The 19,899-nt window shown below is 60.5% G+C and carries 21 protein-coding genes and 1 pseudogene; 15 read left to right on the top strand and 7 right to left on the bottom strand.

Going from position 1 to position 19,899, the window contains the following annotated elements; genetic code table 11:
- Positions 1-63: 63 nt before the first annotated feature.
- Entirely contained in the window at positions 64-501 is a 438-nt protein-coding gene (locus tag AC13RC_RS09450; protein WP_113353441.1) for a curlin, read from the bottom strand.
- A 470-nt stretch (positions 502-971) separates the two neighbouring features.
- Here AC13RC_RS09450 and AC13RC_RS09445 point away from each other — a divergent pair, with 470 nt between their 5' ends.
- Positions 972-1,265: a substrate-binding domain-containing protein gene (locus AC13RC_RS09445; protein ID WP_488556985.1), complete on the top strand. Its 294-nt coding sequence runs from the start codon at positions 972-974 to the stop codon at positions 1,263-1,265.
- Between the two features lie 207 nt (positions 1,266-1,472).
- On the opposite strand, the gene AC13RC_RS09440 is transcribed toward AC13RC_RS09445, so the two are convergent.
- Both AC13RC_RS09440 and AC13RC_RS09435 read right to left on the bottom strand, forming a co-directional pair.
- Positions 1,473-2,087, bottom strand: a complete 615-nt coding sequence (locus AC13RC_RS09440) for an outer membrane protein (RefSeq protein WP_488556984.1) — start codon at positions 2,085-2,087, stop codon at positions 1,473-1,475.
- 111 nt (positions 2,088-2,198) lie between these two features.
- Positions 2,199-2,486, bottom strand: coding sequence for a hypothetical protein (locus AC13RC_RS09435; RefSeq protein ID WP_113353438.1), 288 nt, complete (start codon positions 2,484-2,486; stop codon positions 2,199-2,201).
- A 51-nt stretch (positions 2,487-2,537) separates the two neighbouring features.
- Between AC13RC_RS09435 and AC13RC_RS09430 the strand changes: the two genes are divergently transcribed.
- The gene (locus AC13RC_RS09430) at positions 2,538-3,806 is read left to right on the top strand and encodes a D-tagatose-bisphosphate aldolase, class II, non-catalytic subunit (RefSeq protein WP_488556983.1); all 1,269 of its coding nucleotides are present in this window, start codon (positions 2,538-2,540) and stop codon (positions 3,804-3,806) included.
- Positions 3,807-3,900: 94 nt separating this feature from the next.
- On the opposite strand, the gene AC13RC_RS09425 is transcribed toward AC13RC_RS09430, so the two are convergent.
- Positions 3,901-5,340: a sulfatase family protein gene (locus AC13RC_RS09425; RefSeq protein WP_488556982.1), complete on the bottom strand. Its 1,440-nt coding sequence runs from the start codon at positions 5,338-5,340 to the stop codon at positions 3,901-3,903.
- Between the two features lies 1 nt (position 5,341).
- Positions 5,342-6,394 (bottom strand): LacI family DNA-binding transcriptional regulator, encoded by a 1,053-nt coding sequence (locus tag AC13RC_RS09420; RefSeq protein WP_145321211.1) that lies wholly within the window; start codon positions 6,392-6,394, stop codon positions 5,342-5,344.
- 145 nt (positions 6,395-6,539) lie between these two features.
- Between AC13RC_RS09420 and AC13RC_RS09415 the strand changes: the two genes are divergently transcribed.
- The 6 genes and pseudogenes from AC13RC_RS09415 (at position 6,540) to AC13RC_RS09390 (ending at position 11,778) form a co-directional block, all read left to right on the top strand.
- Positions 6,540-7,976, top strand: a complete 1,437-nt coding sequence (locus AC13RC_RS09415) for a sulfatase family protein (RefSeq protein WP_488556981.1) — start codon at positions 6,540-6,542, stop codon at positions 7,974-7,976.
- Positions 7,977-8,029: 53 nt separating this feature from the next.
- Entirely contained in the window at positions 8,030-8,989 is a 960-nt protein-coding gene (locus tag AC13RC_RS09410) for a formylglycine-generating enzyme family protein (protein ID WP_488556980.1), read from the top strand.
- A gap of 68 nt (positions 8,990-9,057) precedes the next feature.
- Entirely contained in the window at positions 9,058-9,792 is a 735-nt protein-coding gene (locus tag AC13RC_RS09405) for an ABC transporter permease (RefSeq protein WP_113353587.1), read from the top strand.
- Positions 9,789-10,572 (top strand): annotated as a pseudogene (locus AC13RC_RS09400) (ABC transporter ATP-binding protein); the annotation flags it as partial. The gene AC13RC_RS09405 and the pseudogene AC13RC_RS09400, both read left to right, overlap by 4 nt.
- 18 nt (positions 10,573-10,590) lie before the next feature.
- Positions 10,591-11,568 carry an aliphatic sulfonate ABC transporter substrate-binding protein gene (locus AC13RC_RS09395; protein WP_371864845.1) on the top strand — a complete coding sequence of 326 codons (978 nt, stop codon included), beginning with the start codon at positions 10,591-10,593 and terminating at the stop codon, positions 11,566-11,568.
- 81 nt (positions 11,569-11,649) lie between these two features.
- The gene (locus AC13RC_RS09390) at positions 11,650-11,778 is read left to right on the top strand and encodes a hypothetical protein (protein ID WP_488486676.1); all 129 of its coding nucleotides are present in this window, start codon (positions 11,650-11,652) and stop codon (positions 11,776-11,778) included.
- A 116-nt stretch (positions 11,779-11,894) separates the two neighbouring features.
- Here the strand turns inward: AC13RC_RS09390 and AC13RC_RS09385 are convergent, their stop codons facing one another.
- Together AC13RC_RS09385 and AC13RC_RS09380 are read right to left on the bottom strand one after the other, a co-directional pair.
- Complete coding sequence (locus tag AC13RC_RS09385; protein WP_113353430.1) at positions 11,895-12,470, bottom strand: peroxidase-related enzyme; 576 nt, start codon at positions 12,468-12,470, stop codon at positions 11,895-11,897.
- Positions 12,467-12,949 (bottom strand): CMD domain-containing protein, encoded by a 483-nt coding sequence (locus AC13RC_RS09380; RefSeq protein ID WP_113353429.1) that lies wholly within the window; start codon positions 12,947-12,949, stop codon positions 12,467-12,469. Before AC13RC_RS09380 ends, AC13RC_RS09385 begins: the two co-directional genes overlap by 4 nt.
- 162 nt (positions 12,950-13,111) lie before the next feature.
- Between AC13RC_RS09380 and AC13RC_RS09375 the strand changes: the two genes are divergently transcribed.
- From AC13RC_RS09375 to AC13RC_RS09345, 7 genes are all read left to right on the top strand, one after another.
- Entirely contained in the window at positions 13,112-14,110 is a 999-nt protein-coding gene (locus AC13RC_RS09375) for a LysR family transcriptional regulator (protein WP_113395158.1), read from the top strand.
- A complete protein-coding gene (locus AC13RC_RS09370) occupies positions 14,107-15,582 on the top strand; it encodes an NAD(P)-binding domain-containing protein (protein WP_113353427.1) in 1,476 nt (491 codons plus the stop codon). The genes AC13RC_RS09375 and AC13RC_RS09370 overlap by 4 nt, the downstream gene beginning before the upstream one ends.
- Positions 15,583-15,589: 7 nt before the next feature.
- The gene (locus AC13RC_RS09365; RefSeq protein WP_069614054.1) at positions 15,590-16,330 is read left to right on the top strand and encodes an amino acid ABC transporter ATP-binding protein; all 741 of its coding nucleotides are present in this window, start codon (positions 15,590-15,592) and stop codon (positions 16,328-16,330) included.
- A gap of 14 nt (positions 16,331-16,344) precedes the next feature.
- Positions 16,345-17,163 (top strand): amino acid ABC transporter substrate-binding protein, encoded by an 819-nt coding sequence (locus tag AC13RC_RS09360; RefSeq protein WP_112721605.1) that lies wholly within the window; start codon positions 16,345-16,347, stop codon positions 17,161-17,163.
- A gap of 57 nt (positions 17,164-17,220) precedes the next feature.
- Positions 17,221-17,928: an amino acid ABC transporter permease gene (locus tag AC13RC_RS09355; RefSeq protein ID WP_113353426.1), complete on the top strand. Its 708-nt coding sequence runs from the start codon at positions 17,221-17,223 to the stop codon at positions 17,926-17,928.
- Between the two features lie 16 nt (positions 17,929-17,944).
- Positions 17,945-18,637: an amino acid ABC transporter permease gene (locus tag AC13RC_RS09350; protein ID WP_113353425.1), complete on the top strand. Its 693-nt coding sequence runs from the start codon at positions 17,945-17,947 to the stop codon at positions 18,635-18,637.
- Positions 18,638-18,832: 195 nt separating this feature from the next.
- On the top strand, positions 18,833-19,846 hold the full coding sequence (locus AC13RC_RS09345; protein ID WP_488556979.1) for a sugar ABC transporter substrate-binding protein: 1,014 nt from the start codon (positions 18,833-18,835) through the stop codon (positions 19,844-19,846).
- The last annotated feature ends 53 nt before the right edge of the window (positions 19,847-19,899 follow it).

Genomic DNA, 19,899 nt, shown 5'->3' with positions numbered 1-19,899 from the left:
GGTCATCTCCCCAAATGGTCTGCTGTCGCGTTTGTGACTTCTTTCACGTCATCGCGCGGTCGCTTAAGGGCAGGCCTGGACGAAGGCCGCGACATTGCCGTTGCCGCCCTGGCTGACATTGGCGCTGCAGCCATGGCCGACCTGGACGCCAGCCGCGATGTTGCCATTGCCGTCCTGGGTAAGAATGGTCGTGTGGTTGGAGCCAAACTGGCCGATGCCGGCTATGTTGCGGTCACCGTTCTGATAGGTGGCGCCGTAATTGTCATTGCCTTCCTGACCGATAGCCGAAAGGTTGTGGCGGCCATATTGATGGCCGACGATCCGGTTGTAGGCGCCGTTCTGGTAGGTTCTGATGCGGTTTGCATACCCTTCCTGAGCGCCGCCGGCGGAGTTCGACCAGCCATATTGTTCGATACGCACATCGTTGGCCATGGCGGGGGCCGCGGCGGTGATGCCGACGAGAGCGACGAGTGCGGTTGCAATGAAAGACGTGCGGATCATGACTGTGTCTCCTCAGGCGGATAAGACCGCGGTTGAACGTCTTTCTTTTAGACGCCGCCTTCGGAACAGAAGCTGAAAGCACCATTCAGCCCGGGTTCATTCGCGGAGATCGGTACCAGCCTCTCGCAATTAGCGTTCCGAAGAAATGACATGGTGGCTCATTGGTTTCTAGCGAGCTGGCAGCTACCCGCACGATGAAAATGGATATAGGCCGGCGATTGTCTGCTCTGAAGGTCGGAAACATCGCAGGTAAAGAGCTTCTGCTCGTCGCATTAAAAAAACAATGCAACGGCTTGGTGCATGCGAAGCCCCGCGGGCCGCCTCCCTTGGATCAAGATCAATGTGGCTCGGTGCTATGAAAATCTGTGCTCCTTCCCGGTCAACGGCGTGGCGAACAAAGCCTCGCCGATCTGGATCGGTCGATCGCCGTCGGTGCGTGCGACAAGTGATATCAGTTCGGGGACATCAAGATGAACGACCGTGTCGGCGCCGAGCCGCTCGATATGGCGCCCGATCTCGATGCCGCCCCCTTGATCAATGCAGCACGGACAAGCGCTATTCGGGTTCCTGAAGATCTTGCGATCATCGGCTACGACAACTCTCCGATGGCCGCCATGCCGCTCGTCGGCCTGACGAGCGTCGATCAAAACCAGATGCTGCTCGGGCGGACGGCTGTGGAGGTGCTGCTCGGCAGGATCGATGGCCGGCGCGAGGCCAGACATCCGCTGATCGAACCCCGCGTGGAATTGCGCGGCAGCACTTGACGCGCGATCCGGACGAAAAGGTAGTAAGACGCACCCGGTCGTGTCCGCCGCCCCTGCTCGGCATGGGGACAGCCGGATAGCTAACCGCTGTTTGCAAAGGCAGACGGGAAACGTGCCGGTGCCAGCAATTGGACCGAGGATTTTTTCCTCCGCCCGATTGCCGGTTCGTCTACTGGCTTTGGCCAGCGCGGCTTGCTGTTCGTTTTTTCAGAACTTGTAGCTCGCGCCAACAAGCACCTTGTTCTGAGTGGCGCCGAACTCCCCGATCGCCGACCCGAAATCCTTGTTTCCAAAATCGGAATAGCGGTATTCGCCGCGAATGATGACATTATCCGTGAAGGCGTGCTCGATGCCGCCGCCGGCCGTCCAGCCGATCAGGATATCGTCTTTTTTCCCAACGCCGGGGGCATCAACCTTGCCGCCGGCGGCAGCGAGACCGGCTGTCGCAAAGAGCAGCGTCCGGTCCAGGGCGTAACCGACGCGAGCGCGGCCCGACGCATCCCATTCGAGATCCGCTTCCTTCTTGTCCTTGAAATTGTAGTTGAAGTCGTTTTCGATACCGTAGACGATATTGCCGGATTGGAAATTATATCCGGCATGAACGCCAGCCGTGCCACGGTCGAGATTGCGGTCGGTGCCCAGAACGGTCCCTTTGTTCCAGACATAGCCGCCCTGTCCGCCGAGATAGAAGCCGGACCAGTCATAGGCCGAATAAGCCTGTTCGGCGGCTGGCGCAGAACGCTCATAGGTGAGGTCGGCGGCGAGGGCCGGAACGGCCAGGAACGACGCCAGGGCGCCGACGACGAAAAGCTTGATATGCATAATGGCAGTGCCTCATGTTTTGCACCAGCGGAAAGGCGTTCGCGTGTCGCATCCGCCCGGCTCATAGGGTGACTATGTCGTCCCGCAAGATTGCTGTGTGTGCTTTCATGTTCATTTTTGTTGCGACGGCGAAAAAACACTGGGGAGTGTCAAAAGGTGCAAGGTCGGCGGGTTGTCGGATTTGAAAACGGGGCCATCCCGGCGCGTCCCATGCCGCGTGATTTCGCAGGAAACATCCAGGCCCATGCGGTCAGCGCTTTTCGGCCGCCCCGAACACAGGTTTGGCCGCGAAGCGAAGAAGTCGATGAAGGTTCGAACCTTCATGCGTTCGGCGGCGGGCTTGATAATTCTTGAGCCCCCGGCGGAAACCTTGATTGCGAAGGCGCCGGGCATGTACATGTGATGGGAACCGCATTGCTATTCCAGAAGCGGATAAGGTTGGAGAGCCGCATGAACCTCTTCCTCAAAAGCCTTGCAGACGCGCGCCGCGCGGGCAAGCCGGTCGGAATTACGTCGGTATGCTCGGCGCACCCGCTCGTGCTTGAAGCGACGATGTCGCTGGCTCGGCGGGAGGGTGGTCCCGTCCTGATAGAGGCTACCTGTAACCAGGTTAATCAGTTTGGCGGCTACACTGGAAAAACGCCGGCGGATTTTGCCGGAGATGTTCTCGCGCTCGCCGCGGCCAACGGGGTAACGACTTCCGACGTCATCCTCGGTGGCGACCATCTCGGACCCAATCCCTGGCGGCGGGAGACCGCCTCCGCGGCAATGGCCAAGGCCGAGGTCATGGTTGCTGAATATGTGAGAGCGGGCTTCACGAAAATTCACCTCGACGCATCCATGGCATGCGCCGATGACCCATCCGCCCTCGACGATGCGATCGTGGCTCAAAGGGCGGCAAGGCTTGCCAAAATTGCCGAGCAGGCTGCGCGGGAAGTCGGCACCAAGCCGCTCTACGTGCTGGGGACGGAAGTCCCGGTGCCGGGAGGCGCGGACCACACGCTCGATGTTGTCGAACCGACCGAGGCCGAAGCCGCCACCGCCACCATCGAGATCCATCGCGAGATTTTTGCGAGGGAAGGGTTGTCGGAGGCGTTCGACAGATGCATTGCCTTCGTCGTCCAGCCGGGCGTGGAGTTTGGCAATGAGAACGTCGTTGGCTACAGACCTGAGCTCGCTAGGAAACTAATCAGCGTGCTGGATCATGAAGTGGGTCTGGTTTTCGAAGCGCATTCGACAGACTACCAGTCGGAAAGCGCGCTGACCGCACTGGTACGCGATGGATTTCCAATTCTGAAGGTTGGGCCTGGATTGACGTTCGCGCTGCGAGAAGGTCTCTTGGCGCTCGACTTGATCGCAACGGAACTTGACCCGGACTATGACCGCGACCTTGCCGTCACCATGGAGCGCCTCATGCTGAAACATACGGGCGACTGGGCGGGACATTATCATGGCAGCGAAGAGGCTATCCGGCTTCAACTTCGCTACAGTTACAGTGACCGCATCCGTTATTACTGGGGTTATCCGGAGGCTGTTGGCGCCGTTCAAAAGCTGACCGATACACTTCATCGCCGCGAAATTCCGCCGACGCTGGCAAGCCAGTTCCTCGGGCGGATGGCAGACAGGATCGGCGCGAAGGACAGCGTCGACAGGATCGTCAAGACGTTTGTCGGTGGGGTCCTCGAGACCTACGCCCGTGCGTGCCGACAAGCCGGCTGACCGATCGGAAAACGGCTCTCCTGCCGCATATTCCGTTCATCATTGCCACCTAAAGCTCGAAAGGCCTCGCGATCGAGGCTCTTGCCATTCCCGCTTATAGGATCGCCTCCGTCCAGCCTTGTGTCTTCAGGTCGCTGCGGATACGCCATTTCAGGATTTCATCGATCAGGCGGCGTTTGACATCCTGATAGGCGGGGTCGCTCCACAGGTCATTGACTTCATTTGGATCGACAGACAGATCGAAAAGCTGGCCTTCGTCGCTCTCGACGAAGTGGACCAGCTTGAACCGCCTGTCGCGGATCATCGTCATGAATTCCGTGCCGCTCAGGATACGGTCGCCCGCATGTTCGGAGAAGACGAATTCGCGCGGCGTGACGTTCGCACCGGTGAGGTAAGGAGCCAAGGAACGTGCTTCCATCCATTTTGGCGCTTCAAGTCCCGCCAGCTCCAGGATTGTCGGCCCGAAATCGAAGAGCGAAACGAGGTCGCCGACGATCTTGCCACGCTCGACACGGCCCGGCGACCAGACGATTGCCGGCACGCGCACGCTCGGCTCGTACATCGTCCATTTCTGGCTGTGTCCATGATCGTTCAGACAGTCGCCATGATCCGACGTGAAGATGATGATGGTATCCTCAAGAACGCCGCGACGCTCGAGCGCCTCCATGAGCTTGCCGATCTGCGTATCGATCATCGAGACGTTGGCGAAATAATGCTCGCGTTGGCGGCGCAATTGTTCCGGCGTCGGATTTTCAAGATGCACGACCGCATCATGATCGACGCTGATATGTTGTTCTCTAAGCTTCTTGAGTGCCGATGGCTGCCCATCCATTGCCGCATGGTCACGGATCGCTTCTGGCAGATCGCGATCCCTATATTTGTCGAGATAGTCCTGTGTCGGATCGTAGGGCGGGTGCGGACCTGGAATGCCGATCTGCAGGAAGAATGGTTCTTGGCCCCGGTAGCGATCAAGCCACATGGCGGCGAACTCAGGGACGAAATTGTCCGAATGCAGATCTTCAGGCAGATCCCAGACAAAGGCGCCAAGACGTTCGCGATAATCTTCGAGCCGTCGGTATGTGACGCGGCTCGGCTTTTCGATGCCTCGGCTCCAGAAAGCCTTGTCCCAGTTGTCGAGATAAAACGGCAGCCGCTCGGTCGCTCTATCCTTGTTTTCGACAACATGCCTTTCGTGAAAACCGAAGGACTCCTCGAAGGGCGAGGTGTGCATCTTGCCGACATTGACACAGCGATAGCCAGCATCGGCAAGGCGGCGAACCCAGCTATGCGTCCAGCGCTCATCGTTGCGGAAGACGCCGTTGGTGTGCGGATAGAGTCCCGTGAACAGGCTTGCCCGCGAGGGCGCGCAGGACGGTGACGTCACGTACATGTGGCTGAAACACGTGCCCTCCCGAACCAGGCGATCAAGATTCGGCGTGATCATGTAGTCGAAACCGGCCGCCGCGATCGTATCGAAACGCTGCTGGTCGGTCATGACGAAGACGATGTTGGGCCTGTTCCTTGCCTCTGTCACGTCAATCTCCATTCAGGGATTTAAAGGGCGAGCGGGTACTGTCGCGTGCAAGCAGTTCCCAGTCGACCACACTCGTTCGCGGGTCCTCGCCGTTGATCCGCGCGACGATCAATTCGGCCGTGAGTTCGCCGATCCGATGACGGTCGGGCTTGATGGTGCTGAGCGAAGGGGTGACGTAGCTTGCCGCCTCGCTGTCGCCGAAGCCGACGACGCCGATATCGGCGGGCACTTTCCTGCCGCGCTCATGCAGCGCCTTCAGGACACCGAAGGCGACGACGTCGCTGTTGCAGATGATCCCGTCGATCCGTGGATTGCTGTCGAGCAGTTCATGGGCGAGCTCTTCGCCGAGCGCCGGCCGGCCGCCTTCCTGTCGAACAGCATAGACGAGATCCGGCAATCCGGCCGCGGCAATGGCGCGTGCTGAGCCGTGGGCGCGTTTCCTTGCCCGCATGTCGTTTTCGCGCATGCTGCCGAGAAAGGCGAGATGCCGGTAACCGCACGCAATCATGTGGTCGGCCTGCGCCCCGCCGGCCTCCCGATGATCCATGCCGACCGCGGAATCGATGATGTCGCCGCCAACATCCCACATTTCGACGACCGGAACGCCCGAGGACGTCAGCAGCTCAGTGACCTTGGTCGGGTGGTCGACACCGATAATGGCAACCGCGGCTGGGCGCCAACTGAGGATCGAGCGCACGAGCGTTATCTCCTGGTCAGGATCATAGCGCGTATTGGCGAGCATGACCTGAAGATTGTCTTTGAGAAGCGCCGATTGCAGGGCATCGATAATGGAGGCAAATTCAGAATAATAGAGCGATGTCACGACGACGCCGACGATGTCGGATCTCGTCCCCGACAATCCCCCGGCCAGCCGGTTCGGCACATAATTCAGCTCGTCCATGGCCTTGGCGATCTCTCGCCGCAGTTCCGGCCTCACCGTGTTGGGCGCGCGAAGCGCCCGCGAGACCGTATTGATGGAAACCCCGACCCTGACGGCGATCGAAGCCAGTGTTGGTGCGCCGCCCTTTTCTCGCTCCTCCACGTTCGCCCCCATTCTTCTCGCAAAAATTTGCTCAAGTGAGCGTTGCGTTACCGTTAACTTTATGTCATTTCTCGAACGAGGAGACAAGAGCGCAAAATTTTTCCAACGAGACTTTCCGTTGAAGTTTGCGTTCTGGCAGCAGGGAAGGACGTAAAGCGTGGCCGACCGCCCCAATATCATCCTGATCATGACCGACCAGCAGCGATACGACTCCATCGCCGCGCTTGGATTTCCGTATGCGGTTACGCCCAATCTTGATGCGCTTGTCGAAAAGGGGGTGACGCTGACTGATTGTCATATCAACGCCCCCAGCTGCGTTCCCTCACGAGCCAGCCTCTTCACTGGCTACTATCCACATACCACCGGGGTGCTCGCCAATGGTCAGCGCTGGCAGAGGACATGGGTCGAGCAGTTGAGGGATGCCGGCTATCGTTGCGTCAACGTCGGCAAGATGCACACCATTCCCTACAATTCGGACTCCGGTTTCCACGAGCGTTACGTCGTCGAAAACAAGGATCGTTACATGGAGGGGCGCTGGTATTTCGACGAATGGGACAAGGCGCTCGCCGCGAATGGTCTGGTCAAGCAGCAGCGCGAGACCTATCGTCGGCGGGAGGATTATCGCGAGCGTCTTGGCGCCTTTGATTGGGAATTGCCCGAGGAGCTGCATTCCGACGCTTTCGTCGGCAATATGGCGAAGTGGTGGATCGACACATATCCACGGACCGAACCGCTTTTCCTGCAGGTCGGCTTCCCAGGCCCGCATCCGCCGTTCGATCCGCCGGCGCGATATTCCGAGCCTTACCTCAAGCGCAACGATCTGCCGTTGCCCAAGCCGTCGCGCCAGGAGCTCGATTCCTTGCATCAGGAACTGAAGGAGAAGCGACAGCACGACGTCGAGGTCGATCACGATTCGGTTGTCTGGAGCCTTGATCCGTCGCCCGAGCAGATGCAGCGGCTCTGGGCTCACTATCTCGGCAACGTGACGCTGATCGACCAAAAGATCGGTGAGTTGCTGGAAGCCTTGAAGGAGCGCGGCTATCTGGAGGATGCGATCGTCATCTTCACCTCCGACCATGGCGAGTGCCTCGGCGACCACGGCCTGATCCAGAAATGGTCGATGTATGACGTCGTCACACGGGTGCCCACCATCATCTGGTCGACCGCAAATCGATTCGAGGGTGGCAGGGAGCTAAACGGCCTCTGCCAGCTCTTCGATCTCGGTCCGACCATATTGGAATATGCGGGGATCACGCCGCCGAAGAGCTTCGAGGCGCGCAGCCTGAAGTCGGCGCTGGAGACGGGTGAGTGGACGCCTCGTACCCACGTATTCTGCGAGCAGATCGGTGACGTCGCCATGAGCGGCGGCGTGGAATTCATGACCGGCGTGCGTAGCGACGGATGGAAGTTGGTCCATTTCAAAGGGTCGAGCGACGGACAGTTGTTCGATCTCAAGAACGATCCTGGCGAGGTGCAAAATCTCTGGGACGATCCCGCATGCGAGGCGCGAAAGCGCGAACTTCTCGATGTCATGCGGGACTGGCTGATCGAGTCGAACTACCGCACGCGCGATGTCATGGCGGGTGTGCGATGACAGATTTTCAGGAGGCAACCGCAACCAGATCGTCCCCGCCCGCAAAGGATGGGATGGTATGGATCGAAGGTGGCAGCTTCCTGATGGGATCGGAAGATTTTTATCCCGAGGAAGGGCCCGTTCATCGCGTGCGGGTCGACGGCTTCTTCATGGATGCCACGCCGGTCACGAACCGGGACTTTTCGCGCTTCGTCGCCGATACCGGTTATGTGACGGTCGCGGAGCAGACGCCGGACCCATCGGTTTATCCCGGCGCCGATCCGGCTATCCTGCAGCCGGGATCATTGGTCTTTCGAGCGCCGCGGAGGTCCGGCGATATGCGCTTCTGGGGTGATTGGTGGCACTTTGCGGCGGGTGCATGTTGGCATCGGCCCGATGGCATCTCGTCTCTGACGGAGGCGATGATGGATCATCCGGTGGTGCAGATCTGCCATGCCGACGCGACAGCCTATGCGCGCTGGGCCGGAAAGGCTTTGCCGAGCGAGGCGGAATGGGAGTTCGCCGCCCGCGGCGGCGTGGAAGGGGCGACCTTCGCCTGGGGCGAGGAGCTCGAGCCCGACGGCCGCAGGATGGCGAATATCTGGAACGGCGATTTTCCGATGGCCAATCTCCCCGGCAAGGCTGAGTTCGGCACCACGCCGGTCGGAGCCTTTCCCGCAAATGGCTATGGTCTTTCCGACATGATCGGCAATGTCTGGGAGTGGACGGACGATTACTGGACGAACCGCCATCCAGGCGATGCAGCGAAGCCTTGCTGTGTTCCGAAAAATCCGAGAGTCGCCATTGCCGAGCAAAGCTACGACCCGCGTCAGCCGGCGATCCGCATTCCGCGCAAGGTGTTGAAGGGTGGATCGCATCTTTGCGCGCCGACTTATTGCCGCCGCTATCGGCCGGCGGCCCGGCATCCGGAAATGATCGACAGCGCCACGACCCATATCGGCTTCCGTTGTGTCAGCCGTCAGGCTGACAAGTCTCGCGGCGAGCAATGTGCAGTTGGGAGCGAACGCCAATGACCATCGCGACGAACGCGACCATACGCCCTGGCGCTCCGCGGCGCCCGTTGCTGACGACGCCTGCCGCGATGCTGGGTCTGAATGTGGCCGCTGTCGTCATCGGCATCGGCCTTTGGTGGCTGGTGACGGCCGAAGGGCTGGTTGGTCTGCCAACGCCTGCCCAGGTGGCCGCGGCCGCCGCCGCCGAGGCTAAAAACGGCATCCTGCTCGGCGATGCGCTGGCCAGTCTCGGCCGGGTCATGACGGGCTTCTGCCTCGGCCTGATCGTCGCTGTTCCCGTCGGCTTCCTGATGGGGTGGTATCGCATCGCCCGGGGCATCATCGAGCCCTATGTGCAATTCTTCCGCACCATTCCGCCGCTGGCGATCATTCCGCTTGCGATCGTGACGATGGGCATCGACGAGACACCGAAGATCTTTGTCATCTTCCTCGCCGCTTTCCTGTCGAGCGTCGTTGCAACCTACCAGGGGGTGATTAGCGTCGACAAGACACTCATCAACGCCGCGCGCGTATTGGGAGCGGACGATTTCACCATTTTCCGCCGCGTGATCATTCCGGCCTCAACGCCTTATATCATGGTCGGCGTGCGCATTGGCCTCGGTTCGTCCTGGGCCACCGTCGTCGCAGCCGAACTTATCGCCGCGCAGTCCGGCCTGGGCTACCGCATGCAGCAGGCCCAGCTCTATTATGATCTGCCCACCATTTTCGTGAGCCTGATCGCCATCGGCGTTCTCGGCCTGCTCATGGATCGGATCGTCATGATGGCCGACCGTATTCTCACAGCATGGCAGGAAAAGCTATGACGCCGAAGATTTCGTTTCAGAACGTTTCGAAAAGCTTCGATCTTGCGGGTCAGGCAGCCTTTACCGCATTGCAAAACCTTGACCTCGATATCGAGGATGGCGAGTTCATCACCGTCGTCGGCCCTTCCGGCTGCGGCAAGTCGACAGCCATGAACATCGCCGCGGGATTGACCCCGCCGTCATCGGGGCAGGTATTGGTCGACAATATGCCTGTGAAAGGGCCGGGGCCGGAACGCGGTGTCATCTTCCAGCAATATGCCCTGTTTCCGTGGCTGACCGTGCGGCAGAATGTTGAGTTCGGGCTTCAAATCTCCGGCCGTCCCAAGGATGAGCGCCGCGGCATCGCCGACCATTTCATCGAGCTCGTCGGCCTAACGGACTTCGCCGATGCATTGCCGAAAATGCTTTCAGGCGGCATGAAGCAGCGCTGCGCCATTGCCCGGGCCTATGCGGTCAATCCGAAGATATTGCTGATGGATGAACCTTTCGGCGCGCTCGATGCCCTGACGCGCGTGCAATTGCAGGACCAGCTTCTTGCCATGTGGAGCAAGGAGCGCCGTACAGTGATGTTCATCACGCATGATGTCGACGAGGCGGTCTATCTGGCAAGCCGGGTTATTGTGATGGCGGCCCGTCCGGGTCGGCTCCACAAGATCATTCCCGTGGACCTTGCCTTTCCCCGGACGGAGGAGATGCGGCTTTCGCCGCGGTTTTCCGAGCTGCGCAACGAGGTCTGGCGGGCCGTCTATCACCCTGCCTCAAACTGAAGATCAGCAATCACAGGAGGACATGATCATGCTGACGAGACGCAGTTTATTGACGACGGCCGCGGCTCTGACGGCCGCCACCGCGATGCCTATGATCGCTAGGTCGGCTCGCGCGGCCTCAAAGCCGATCCGGATCGGCTATCTCTCCGACTTTCCCAATTCGAGCCTGTTCGCGATTGCCAACGATCAGAAGCTTTGGCAGGCCGAAGGGCTGGAGCCGGACCTGAAGGTGTTCACCAATGGTCCCATTCAGATCCAGGCCATGGGTGCGGGGAGCCTCGATTTCGGGACGATCGGGCCGGGCGCGCTGTGGCTTCCGGCCAGCGGCCATGCCAAGGTGCTCGGCGTCAACGATATCGGGTTCAGCGATCGCGTCATCGCCCAGGCGGCATTTACCTCGATCGCCGATCTCAAGGGCAAGAAGGTCGGTGTCCCACAAGGCACATCCGGAGAGATGATCCTGCGCATGGCTCTCGGCAAGGCTGGCCTGACGATCAAGGACGTGCAGGTCGTCCCGATGGATCCGAGCACCGTCGTGGCTGCATTCTCCTCCAAGCAGATCGATGCGGCGGGCATCTGGTATCCCTTGATCGATGCGATCAAACCACGTGTCCCCGATATGAAGGAGCTGGCCTCGAACAAGGATTTCTATCCCGATACCTCGTTCATCAACACCTTCGTGGCGCGCAACGAGACGATCCAAAGCGATCCCGATCTTGCCAAGAGCTTCCTGAAGGTCATCAAGAAGGCCATGGACTACAGGGTTGCCAATCTCGATCATTCGATTGAGTTGACGGTCGCCTTTACGCAATCGCCTCCCGATGCGACGGCCAAGGTTGCGAAAAGCCGAAAACTTCTAACGAGCGGCGAGCTGAACAAGTTCACCGAGGACGGCAGTGTCACGAAGTGGTTGGGTGAATTCAACAAGATGTTCGTCGATTTCGGAACCATCAAGGATCCGCTGCCACCGGAAAAATATTTCGACGCGACATTGTTCCTCTCCGCTTGAAAACGGGCCTGCATGGCGGCAAGGCTGTCGTGTGGCGCGGCAGCCGCGATCAAACATATTGGCCTTTCATACCGGAAGAGCGTGCCCATAGTCACCATCGTCCATTCGATCGAGGGGCAATCACATGAGGGCAAGCGCCGAATCTACGATCGTCCGGCAAGCAAACAACGGCTGGGGCACGTGGCGGCGGCGCTTGGTCTCGTCAAATGATGGGAGGCCTTGCCAGCAACCTCCGCGGCCGCACCGCCAGACGGTGATGACAAGCGGATCACCAGAGCCGCGGATGCGGTCCTGGGGCTCATGGTCCATATTTCGGTCTATCCGACCTAATCGGTCACCGGCTCGCCGAGCGTATGCATCAGGCGGTTCGCCCAGCCGAAAATTGCCGACGAGAAGACGAGATCGATGGATTCCAATTCAGACAAGCCCACGTCGGCCAATGCCTGCGCATCTGCTTTCGTGGCTTCGGGCGGCGTTGGCGACAGGCGTGCGGAAAAATCAAAGATCGCCTGCAGGTGCTCGTCGAGTTCCGCATCCAGGCCGTCCGTGAAGATTGCTTCGATCACGTCGGTTCTTTTGGTCTGGCTGATGAAGCGGGAGGCGTGAACCGCGGCGCAGTAGACGCAGTGGTTGACGATGGACGCGGCCGTCGCGCCCAGTTCGCGCTCGCTCGAAGCAAGCCCATCCTTTCCGTACATGATCAGATTGAACAGTGGAGAGCGGACGCTCAGCGATTCCGGATCGTGCGCGAGCGTCAGGACATAGGGCGAAATGCCCTTGTTGGACGGCGTCACCTGCATGGCCGCGCGCTGTTCCGCGGTCGCGGTCTCGAGGTCGACTGGAACGACATAAGGCTGCCAGCGCGGAATTTTGGTGGTGAAGGCATGGACGACCTCGCTCATTGTCTTGCTCCGATCAATGCCAATCCCGCGATGACGCGCACCTGGTAGTTCACGAAGGCTGCCAGTTCGGAGAGGCGGACGATGTCGGCATCGGCCACGCCGCTGGCGCGCAATGCCTCTATGTCCGCCCGGCTCGCCTCCCTCGGTGCGACGGTCAGCCGGTCGGCGTGACGAACGATCTCGGCGGCGCGTGGGTCCTCCACGGTCGTGCCAGGTGAGGAGAGCGGGGCAATCGCGGTTTCGCCCGCCCGCTCCACGAGAGCATCATAGTGGCGCGCCAGCGCCTCGTTGTGATTTTGCCGGGCCATGCGGGCGGCAAGCGCCGCCCGAAGTCCATGGGACAGACCGCCGGGATCGCGTGGCAGCAGCACCGCGTCATGGGCTGCCTCGCTCAGGCGCAGGATCTCAGCGCGCTTTTCCATGGCTTCGGCGAGCGCGGAGCCAGGCTTCACGGAGACTAGGGTTTCGATGAGTGTCAAAACAGGCTCCTCGGGTGCGTCTTTGGGGGCAGCATCTAGGTAAGCGTGACACATCATTATGTCAAACGATAATGATTAAGCGAATTTCATGCGAAATAATTATCTAATTCCGATCGTCAAGTGAGAATTCTTATGCTTTACTCGCATTAAGAGGGGTGTTTCATCTCAATTATGCATTCTAACTCTTTCGATATTCGTCAACTTGAAGCCTTCGCGGCGGTGATTTCCGCGGGTAGCGTGACCGGGGCAGCGCGCTTGCTGGGCCGATCGCAACCGGCGGTCACCAGGCTCATCCAGGATCTGGAAGCCGATATCGGCTATGCGCTCCTGCATCGAAGCGGTCCACGGATCACGCCGACCTCGCGAGGCGTGCTGTTTCATTCCGAGGTCGAGCGCCATCTTGCCAGTCTCACACATATCCGTGAGCGCGCGGAGGCGATCGGTCGTGATGAACCACCCACGCTGACGATCGCGGCCACGCCGTCGCTTTCGGCGGGCGTTCTGCCGCGGGCACTCGCGGCCGTTGCCCCGGATCTGATCCCGCGTCATCTGCATGTGCAGGCGCTTGCGGCCGAAAACGTCGTCCAGGCAGTGCTCGCCCGCTCGGCGGATTTGGGGATCGCAAGCCTGCCGCTCGAACATCCGGGCCTCGAAATACACTGGATCGCGGAGGCGCCATGTGTCGTCGCCATCGCCGCGAACGATCCGCTCGCCGACCGTGACGTGGTGCGTCTTGCCGATCTCGCCGATCGCCGCATCATCACCCTGGCAAATCCATATCGCTTGCGGCATCGAGTCGATGAGGCACTGGAACGGGCAGGGGTCTCGCCGGACCGGATTATCGACGTCAATGCTTCACTGACGGCGCTGTCGTTGGTTCGGGCAGGACTAGGGGTTGGCATCGTCGAGCCGGCGACCGTCGTCGGCGTGCCGCTTGACGGTGTCGTGATGCGCGTGCTTGATCACACCATCCCCTTTCTCTTCGGTGCGATATCGCCCGCCGCGCTGCCGCTCACATCGACGATCACGGCAGTGATCGAGGCGGCGCGCGCGGTGGCTTTAACGATGCCAGGCTGCCGCCTGTTCGACTCGAGCGGCGCGGAAGCGCTGGCCGATACCATTTACGGGCAAACCGCGAGACCTGAGGGAGCGTCGATATGAGCGACCTTTCAATCTTGCCGGACGGTCTCGATGCTCTTGAGGCGCGGCTGCGGCAGGATCTCGCCTGGCTGGAACTGCCGGCCAAATCCTGGGTGCCGCCGCGCATGATCGACGGTCAGCCTGTCGTCGATGTCGTCATCATTGGCGCGGGCATGGCCGGGCTCGTCGCCTCCGCGATGCTGAAGAGGCTGGGCGTCGCCAACCATGTCGTGCTCGACAAGGCACCCGCGGGTCGCGAGGGGCCTTGGGTCACCTTCGCCCGAATGCGAACGCTACGCTCTCCCAAGCAGCTCACCGGTCCAGCGATGGGGCTGCCCGCCCTGACGTTTCGCGCCTACTACGAAGCGCGCTTTGGCCGGGAGGCGTGGGTCGCACTCGACCGCGCGCCGCGTGAGACGTGGATGGAATATCTGATCTGGTACCGTAAGGTGCTCGAGCTTCCCGTCCGCAACGGCGTGACAGTCGATGCGATCCTCCCACGCGAGGACGGAATGCTTGATCTTGTCTGCACCGAGGACGGCCTCAAGGAGACGATCATTGCGCGTCATGCGGTGTTGGCGACCGGCCGCGATGGTCTGGGCGGCCCGTTCGTGCCAGATATCGCGAAAAGTATCGGTGGCAAGTTCTGGGCGCATACCGCTGACGACATCGATTTCGCGATGCTGCGCGGCAAGCGGATAGGCGTGATTGGTGCCGGCGCCTCGGCGATGGACAATGCAGCGGCCGCTCTCGAAGCCGGTGCGGCGCGCCTCGACATGTTCGTGCGCCGCAGGGAGCTGCCGCGGATCAACAAGTTCACCGGCATCGGCAGCCAGGGCGTCGTGCACGGATTCGCCGGCCTTCCCGATGAGTGGAAGTGGCGCTTCCTCAATTATGCCATGGCCCAGCAGACGCCGCCGCCGCGGCCGAGCGTCTTGCGCGTCAGTTCCTTCCCGCAAGCCCATCTCCATCTTGAGAGCCCTATCAGCAGGCTGGAGCAAGAAGGCGACCACGTCATCGTGACGACGCCGAGGGCCGGCTATCCCGTCGACTTTCTGATCTTTGGAACGGGCTTCAAGATCGACCTGAGCAATCGACCGGAGCTTGCCGCCTTCGGCCCACATATACGCTTGTGGCGCGATCGCTTCCCGGTGCCGGCGGAGATGCCCAACGCCGAGCTCGAGGGATCCCCCGATCTCGGAGAGGCGTTCGAATTCCTCGAAAGGGAGCCGGGCTCGTGCCCGACGCTGGCAAGGATTCACTGCTTCAATTTTCCGGCGACACTCAGTCACGGCAAGCTCACCGGCGACATCCCCGCGATCAGCGAAGGTGCCGATCGCCTGGCGCGCGGCATTGTCCGCGCCCTCTTTGTCGCCGACCGCGAGAAACACTTTGAAAACCTCCAGGCTTTCGACACGCCGGAACTCCTCGGTGACGAGTGGGCGGATGACGATACCAAGGAGCCTTCCGAACTATCTTCCGAAAGGACCTGAGCCCGCAATGCTTGAGATCAAGAACCTAAAGCTGTCTTACGGAAGCACGCAAATTCTAAATGGTGTGGACCTGTCGGTGAAACGGGGCGACGTGGTGTCGATCATCGGCCCGAGCGGCACCGGCAAGACGACGCTTCTCAAGTGCATCAACCATCTGACCAAGCCGTCCTCCGGCTCGATCGCGTTGGATGGCATCCGCATGGATTACGCTCGCCCCGACAAGGCCGCGGTGCAGGCGATCCGTCTTCGCACGGCGATGGTTTTCCAGCAGTTCAACGTCTTCAAGAACATGACCGTCATCCAGAACGTCATGGACCCGCTGGTGGTCGTTCAGCGCAAGCCGAAGGAAGAGGCCCGCGCGATTGCCCTGCGGGAACTCGAGCGCGTCGGACTTGCCGACAAGCTCGACAACTATCCCTCCCAGCTCTCAGGTGGTCAGCTCCAGCGGACCGGCATCGCCCGCGCCTTGGCGGTCAAGCCGGACGTGATGCTGTTCGACGAGCCGACATCGTCGCTTGACCCCGAACTGGTGAACGAGGTCCTGAAGGTGATCAAGGATGTGACGTCCTCGGGCATCACATCGCTCCTCGTTACCCATGAGATGCAGTTCGCCAAGAACATCTCGAACCGCATCGTCTTCATGGACCGGGGCGTTGTCGCCGCGGACGGCACTCCGGCCGAAATCTTCGATACACCCTCCAACCCGCGCCTCGCTCAGTTTCTCAATTCCGAACGCGCGATCCAGTAGAAAGGATGCCTGAAATGACTTCCATGAGTTCAATCTCGCGCCGTGGCCTCGGTCTTGCCGTAGCAGGCGTCGCGATCGCCTTCGCAACCGCCTCGTTCGCCGAGGAGGTCCGCACGATCAAGATCGCCACCGCGGCCGAATCGAAGCCGCTCTCCTGGGGCGCGATCGGCGTCGAGCCGCAGGGTTACGAACCCGACGTGCTAAGGGCGATCAACGCGAAGCTGCCCCAGTACAAGTTCGTCATGGAAGGTGCGGCCGACATCGCCCAGGAAACCGGCCTTGCCACCGGCAAGTACGACATCGCGACGGGCGGCTATTATCGCGCGCCTGCCCGTGAAAAGCAGTTCCTCATTCCTGACGCCCCGATCGGTGCGAGCTTGATCAAGATCTATAGCCGCAAGGATAGCGGCATCAACGAGATGAAGGATCTGGTCGGCAAGAAGATCGTGCCCGTCACCGCAGGCGGCGGCATCTACAAGTTCGCCACGGCATGGCAGGAGCAAAACCCGGCTTACAAGATCGAGATCACCGCCTCGAGCGCCGGCGTTCCCTATCCGGACCGGCTGAAGGAAGTGCAGAACGGCAAATACGATGCGCTCGTGCTGCCATCCAACCTCGGCGAGCAGACCGTGATCGACCAGCAGAAGCTCGATATCAAGACGAGCGAGCCGGTCGCGATCAATCAGACCTTCGTGCTGATCCATCGCTCCGAGGAGAACAAGGCCCTCTCCGATGGCATCGACAAGGCTCTGAAGGAGCTCAAGGCCGACGGCACGCTTGCCAAGCTCTCGCAGAAGTGGTTCGGCGAGGACATCACCACGTATATGAAGTAACGCCGCCCTCCGACCCCGGTGATCAGGCCCAAAGACTGAGAGAAGGAGTGTTCCGAAGTGGACCTTTCCGTCATGATCCCAGAGCTGCTCTCGGCTCTGCCGCTGACGCTTGCGATCACGTTCACGGCCATGATCGCCGGCTTCGTGCTGGCGTTGATCGCGACGACGTTCCGGGTTCGCAGGATCCCGGTGATCAGCCATTTGGCGGATCTCTACGTATCCTATGCCCGCAGCGTGCCCGTCGTCCTGCAATTGTTCGTCGCCTTCTACGGGCTTCCCGTGCTTGTGGGTGTGTTCGGCGTCGCGGACTTCGTGTCCCCGACCATCGCGGCGATGCTGGGCTTGAGCCTCTATCACGGCGGCTATCTGTCCGAAGTCATGCGGCCGGCCTATCTCGCCGTCGAACGCGGCCAGCATGATGCCGCGGACAGTCTTGGCTATACGTTCCGCCAGAAGCTCACGCGCGTTCTCGGGCCACAGGCGGTTCACATCGCGCTTCCCGGCTACGGCAATTCGATCATCTATCTGATCCATAACGTCGCGCTCGTCATGTATATCGGCGCGGCCGATGTCATGGCGACCGCTCATCTTGTGATGGAGCGTGACTATAACCAGTACCAGTTCGAAACATACCTCGTGCTGGCGGTGCTCTATTCGCTGCTTTGCCTGGTCGCCTGGTCTGTCGTCCGCTTTTTCGAGCTTCGTTCCGCGAGATTTTCTCCAGGCGCGAAGCGCGGCAGAACCAGGATGATGGCAAGCGTCTGATCGAAGGAGTTGCTACATGTTCGATATCGACGTTCTTCTCTCCGATCTTTGGGATATCCTGGGTGCGGTACCCCTCACGCTCGCGATGGCGCTTGCGATCTTCGTCTTCTCGACGATCATAGGCAGCCTGTTCGCCATGGTGGAATATCGGCGCATCCCTGTCCTGCGACAGCTTGTCGTCGCCTACAAGGTCGCGTTCAAGGGCGTGCCGATGGTCGTGGTGATCTTCCTCGCCTATTATGGCCTGCCCTCGACCCTGCAATTCCTGACATCGCTGATTGGCGTGGACTATAACGGCCATTCCACGCCAAACTGGGTCACGCTCATTGTCGCCCTGACCGCTTGCGTCGCCGCCTTCCAGGCGGAAGTCGTCAAGGGCGCTCTGAATTCTTTCGACACCGGCCAGGCCGATGCAGCCTATTCGCTCGGCTACAAGAAGAGCCAACTCTTCCGCCGGGTCATGCTTCCGCAGGTCATCGTCGCGGCGATACCGGATCTTGCCAATTCCTTCATGGTCATCATGAAGGCGCTTTCCCTGGGGTTCGCCATCGAGGTGGTCGACATCTTCGCGCAGTCGCAACTGACCGCAGCGCTGAACTTCTACTATCTCGAGGCCTTCCTGGTCGCGGTCGTGATCTACATGGTGATAGCCTATGCAGTAACCCAGATCGCGGACAGGACGGAGCGAGCGCTCAGGGTGCGGACTTGATCTCGACCCAACGCTTCCGACGCGGCAAGACAAGACGGTCTCCATCGGCTGATCGTCCTTGAAAGCCGCGGCCGGGGACGAGCACCCGCGCCGTCTACTCTTTCCTCTCCAGGCCGCCTTTTTGGAAATTCATTTCTCCCCATTCTCGTTAGTCCACTTAATTTATAGACTAAAGTCAAATTGGAGAGAGTGGCAATGAGCATCGAAAAGTCCGACAGCGGTCTAGGAAGACGGGAGCTGCTGAAATTATCCGCGGCGGCTGGAGTTGCCGTTGCCGGCGCTTCGCTGATCGGGCGAAAGCCCGCCTTCGCGGCCGGGGAAGAGCCGTCCCTAAAGGGTAAGCGCATCGCCATCAGCGCGACCGGAACCGACCATTTCTTCGACCTGCAGGCCTATAATGCCCAGATCGAAGAGGTCAAACGCCTCGGGGGCGAGCCGATCGCCGTGGACGCGGGGCGCAACGACGCCAAACTGGTCTCGCAATTGCAGACGCTGATTGCCCAGAAGCCGGATGCCATCGTTCAGATCCTCGGGACGCTCAGCGTCATCGACCCCTGGCTGAAGAAGGCGCGCGACGCCGGCATTCCGGTTCTGACGGTCGACGTCGGCTCGACCAATTCGATCAACAATACCACCTCCGACAACTGGGGCATCGGCAAGGACCTGGCGCTCCAGCTCGTCTCCGATATCGGCGGCGAAGGCAATATCGTCGTCTTCAACGGCTTTTACGGCGTGACGCCTTGCGCGATCCGCTATGACCAGCTGGTCAATGTCGTCAAATATTTCCCGAAGGTGAAGATCATCCAGCCGGAACTGCGCGACGTCATCCCGAATACCGTGCAGGACGCTTTCACCCAGATCACCGCGATTTTGAACAAATATCCGGAAAAGGGGTCGATCAAGGCGATCTGGTCGGCATGGGACGTCCCGCAGCTCGGCGCGACCCAGGCGCTTGCCGCCGCTGGCCGCACCGAAATCCGCACCTACGGCGTCGATGGCAGCCCGGAAGTGCTGCAGCTCATCGCCGATCCGAAATCGCCCGCTGGCGCCGACGTCGCTCAACAGCCCGCGGAAATCGGCCGCACCGCCATCCGCAATGTCGCGAAGCTCCTCGCCGGGCAGACGTTGCCGCGCGAGACCTACGTTCCAGCACTTCTGGCCAACAAGGCCAATGTCGGCGAGGTCACCAAGAAGCTCGGCATCGGCTGATAGTCCGCTCCGGGCGATGCCGCCATGGCTGGATCGCCCGGAACATGTCCGCT

The organism is Martinezella sp. CNPSo 3890, from assembly GCF_057784455.1.
The sequence above is the reverse complement of the archived record's forward strand: the minus strand, read 5'-3'. Positions and strand labels throughout refer to the sequence as shown.

Excerpts from the sequence above, each read along its gene's own strand:
- AC13RC_RS09405 (WP_113353587.1), top strand. The coding sequence starts at position 9,058 with ATGCTGGGTCTGAATGTGGCCGCTGTCGTCATCGGCATCGGCCTTTGG.
- AC13RC_RS09350 (WP_113353425.1), top strand. The coding sequence starts at position 17,945 with ATGTTCGATATCGACGTTCTTCTCTCCGATCTTTGGGATATCCTGGGT.
- AC13RC_RS09435 (WP_113353438.1), bottom strand. The coding sequence starts at position 2,486 with ATGTACATGCCCGGCGCCTTCGCAATCAAGGTTTCCGCCGGGGGCTCA.
- AC13RC_RS09445 (WP_488556985.1), top strand. The coding sequence starts at position 972 with ATGAACGACCGTGTCGGCGCCGAGCCGCTCGATATGGCGCCCGATCTC.
- AC13RC_RS09385 (WP_113353430.1), bottom strand. The coding sequence starts at position 12,470 with ATGAGCGAGGTCGTCCATGCCTTCACCACCAAAATTCCGCGCTGGCAG.
- AC13RC_RS09440 (WP_488556984.1), bottom strand. The coding sequence starts at position 2,087 with ATGCATATCAAGCTTTTCGTCGTCGGCGCCCTGGCGTCGTTCCTGGCC.
- AC13RC_RS09370 (WP_113353427.1), top strand. The coding sequence starts at position 14,107 with ATGAGCGACCTTTCAATCTTGCCGGACGGTCTCGATGCTCTTGAGGCG.
- AC13RC_RS09410 (WP_488556980.1), top strand. The coding sequence starts at position 8,030 with ATGGTATGGATCGAAGGTGGCAGCTTCCTGATGGGATCGGAAGATTTT.
- AC13RC_RS09420 (WP_145321211.1), bottom strand. The coding sequence starts at position 6,394 with ATGGGGGCGAACGTGGAGGAGCGAGAAAAGGGCGGCGCACCAACACTG.
- AC13RC_RS09365 (WP_069614054.1), top strand. The coding sequence starts at position 15,590 with ATGCTTGAGATCAAGAACCTAAAGCTGTCTTACGGAAGCACGCAAATT.
- AC13RC_RS09360 (WP_112721605.1), top strand. The coding sequence starts at position 16,345 with ATGACTTCCATGAGTTCAATCTCGCGCCGTGGCCTCGGTCTTGCCGTA.
- AC13RC_RS09450 (WP_113353441.1), bottom strand. The coding sequence starts at position 501 with ATGATCCGCACGTCTTTCATTGCAACCGCACTCGTCGCTCTCGTCGGC.
- AC13RC_RS09345 (WP_488556979.1), top strand. The coding sequence starts at position 18,833 with ATGAGCATCGAAAAGTCCGACAGCGGTCTAGGAAGACGGGAGCTGCTG.
- AC13RC_RS09430 (WP_488556983.1), top strand. The coding sequence starts at position 2,538 with ATGAACCTCTTCCTCAAAAGCCTTGCAGACGCGCGCCGCGCGGGCAAG.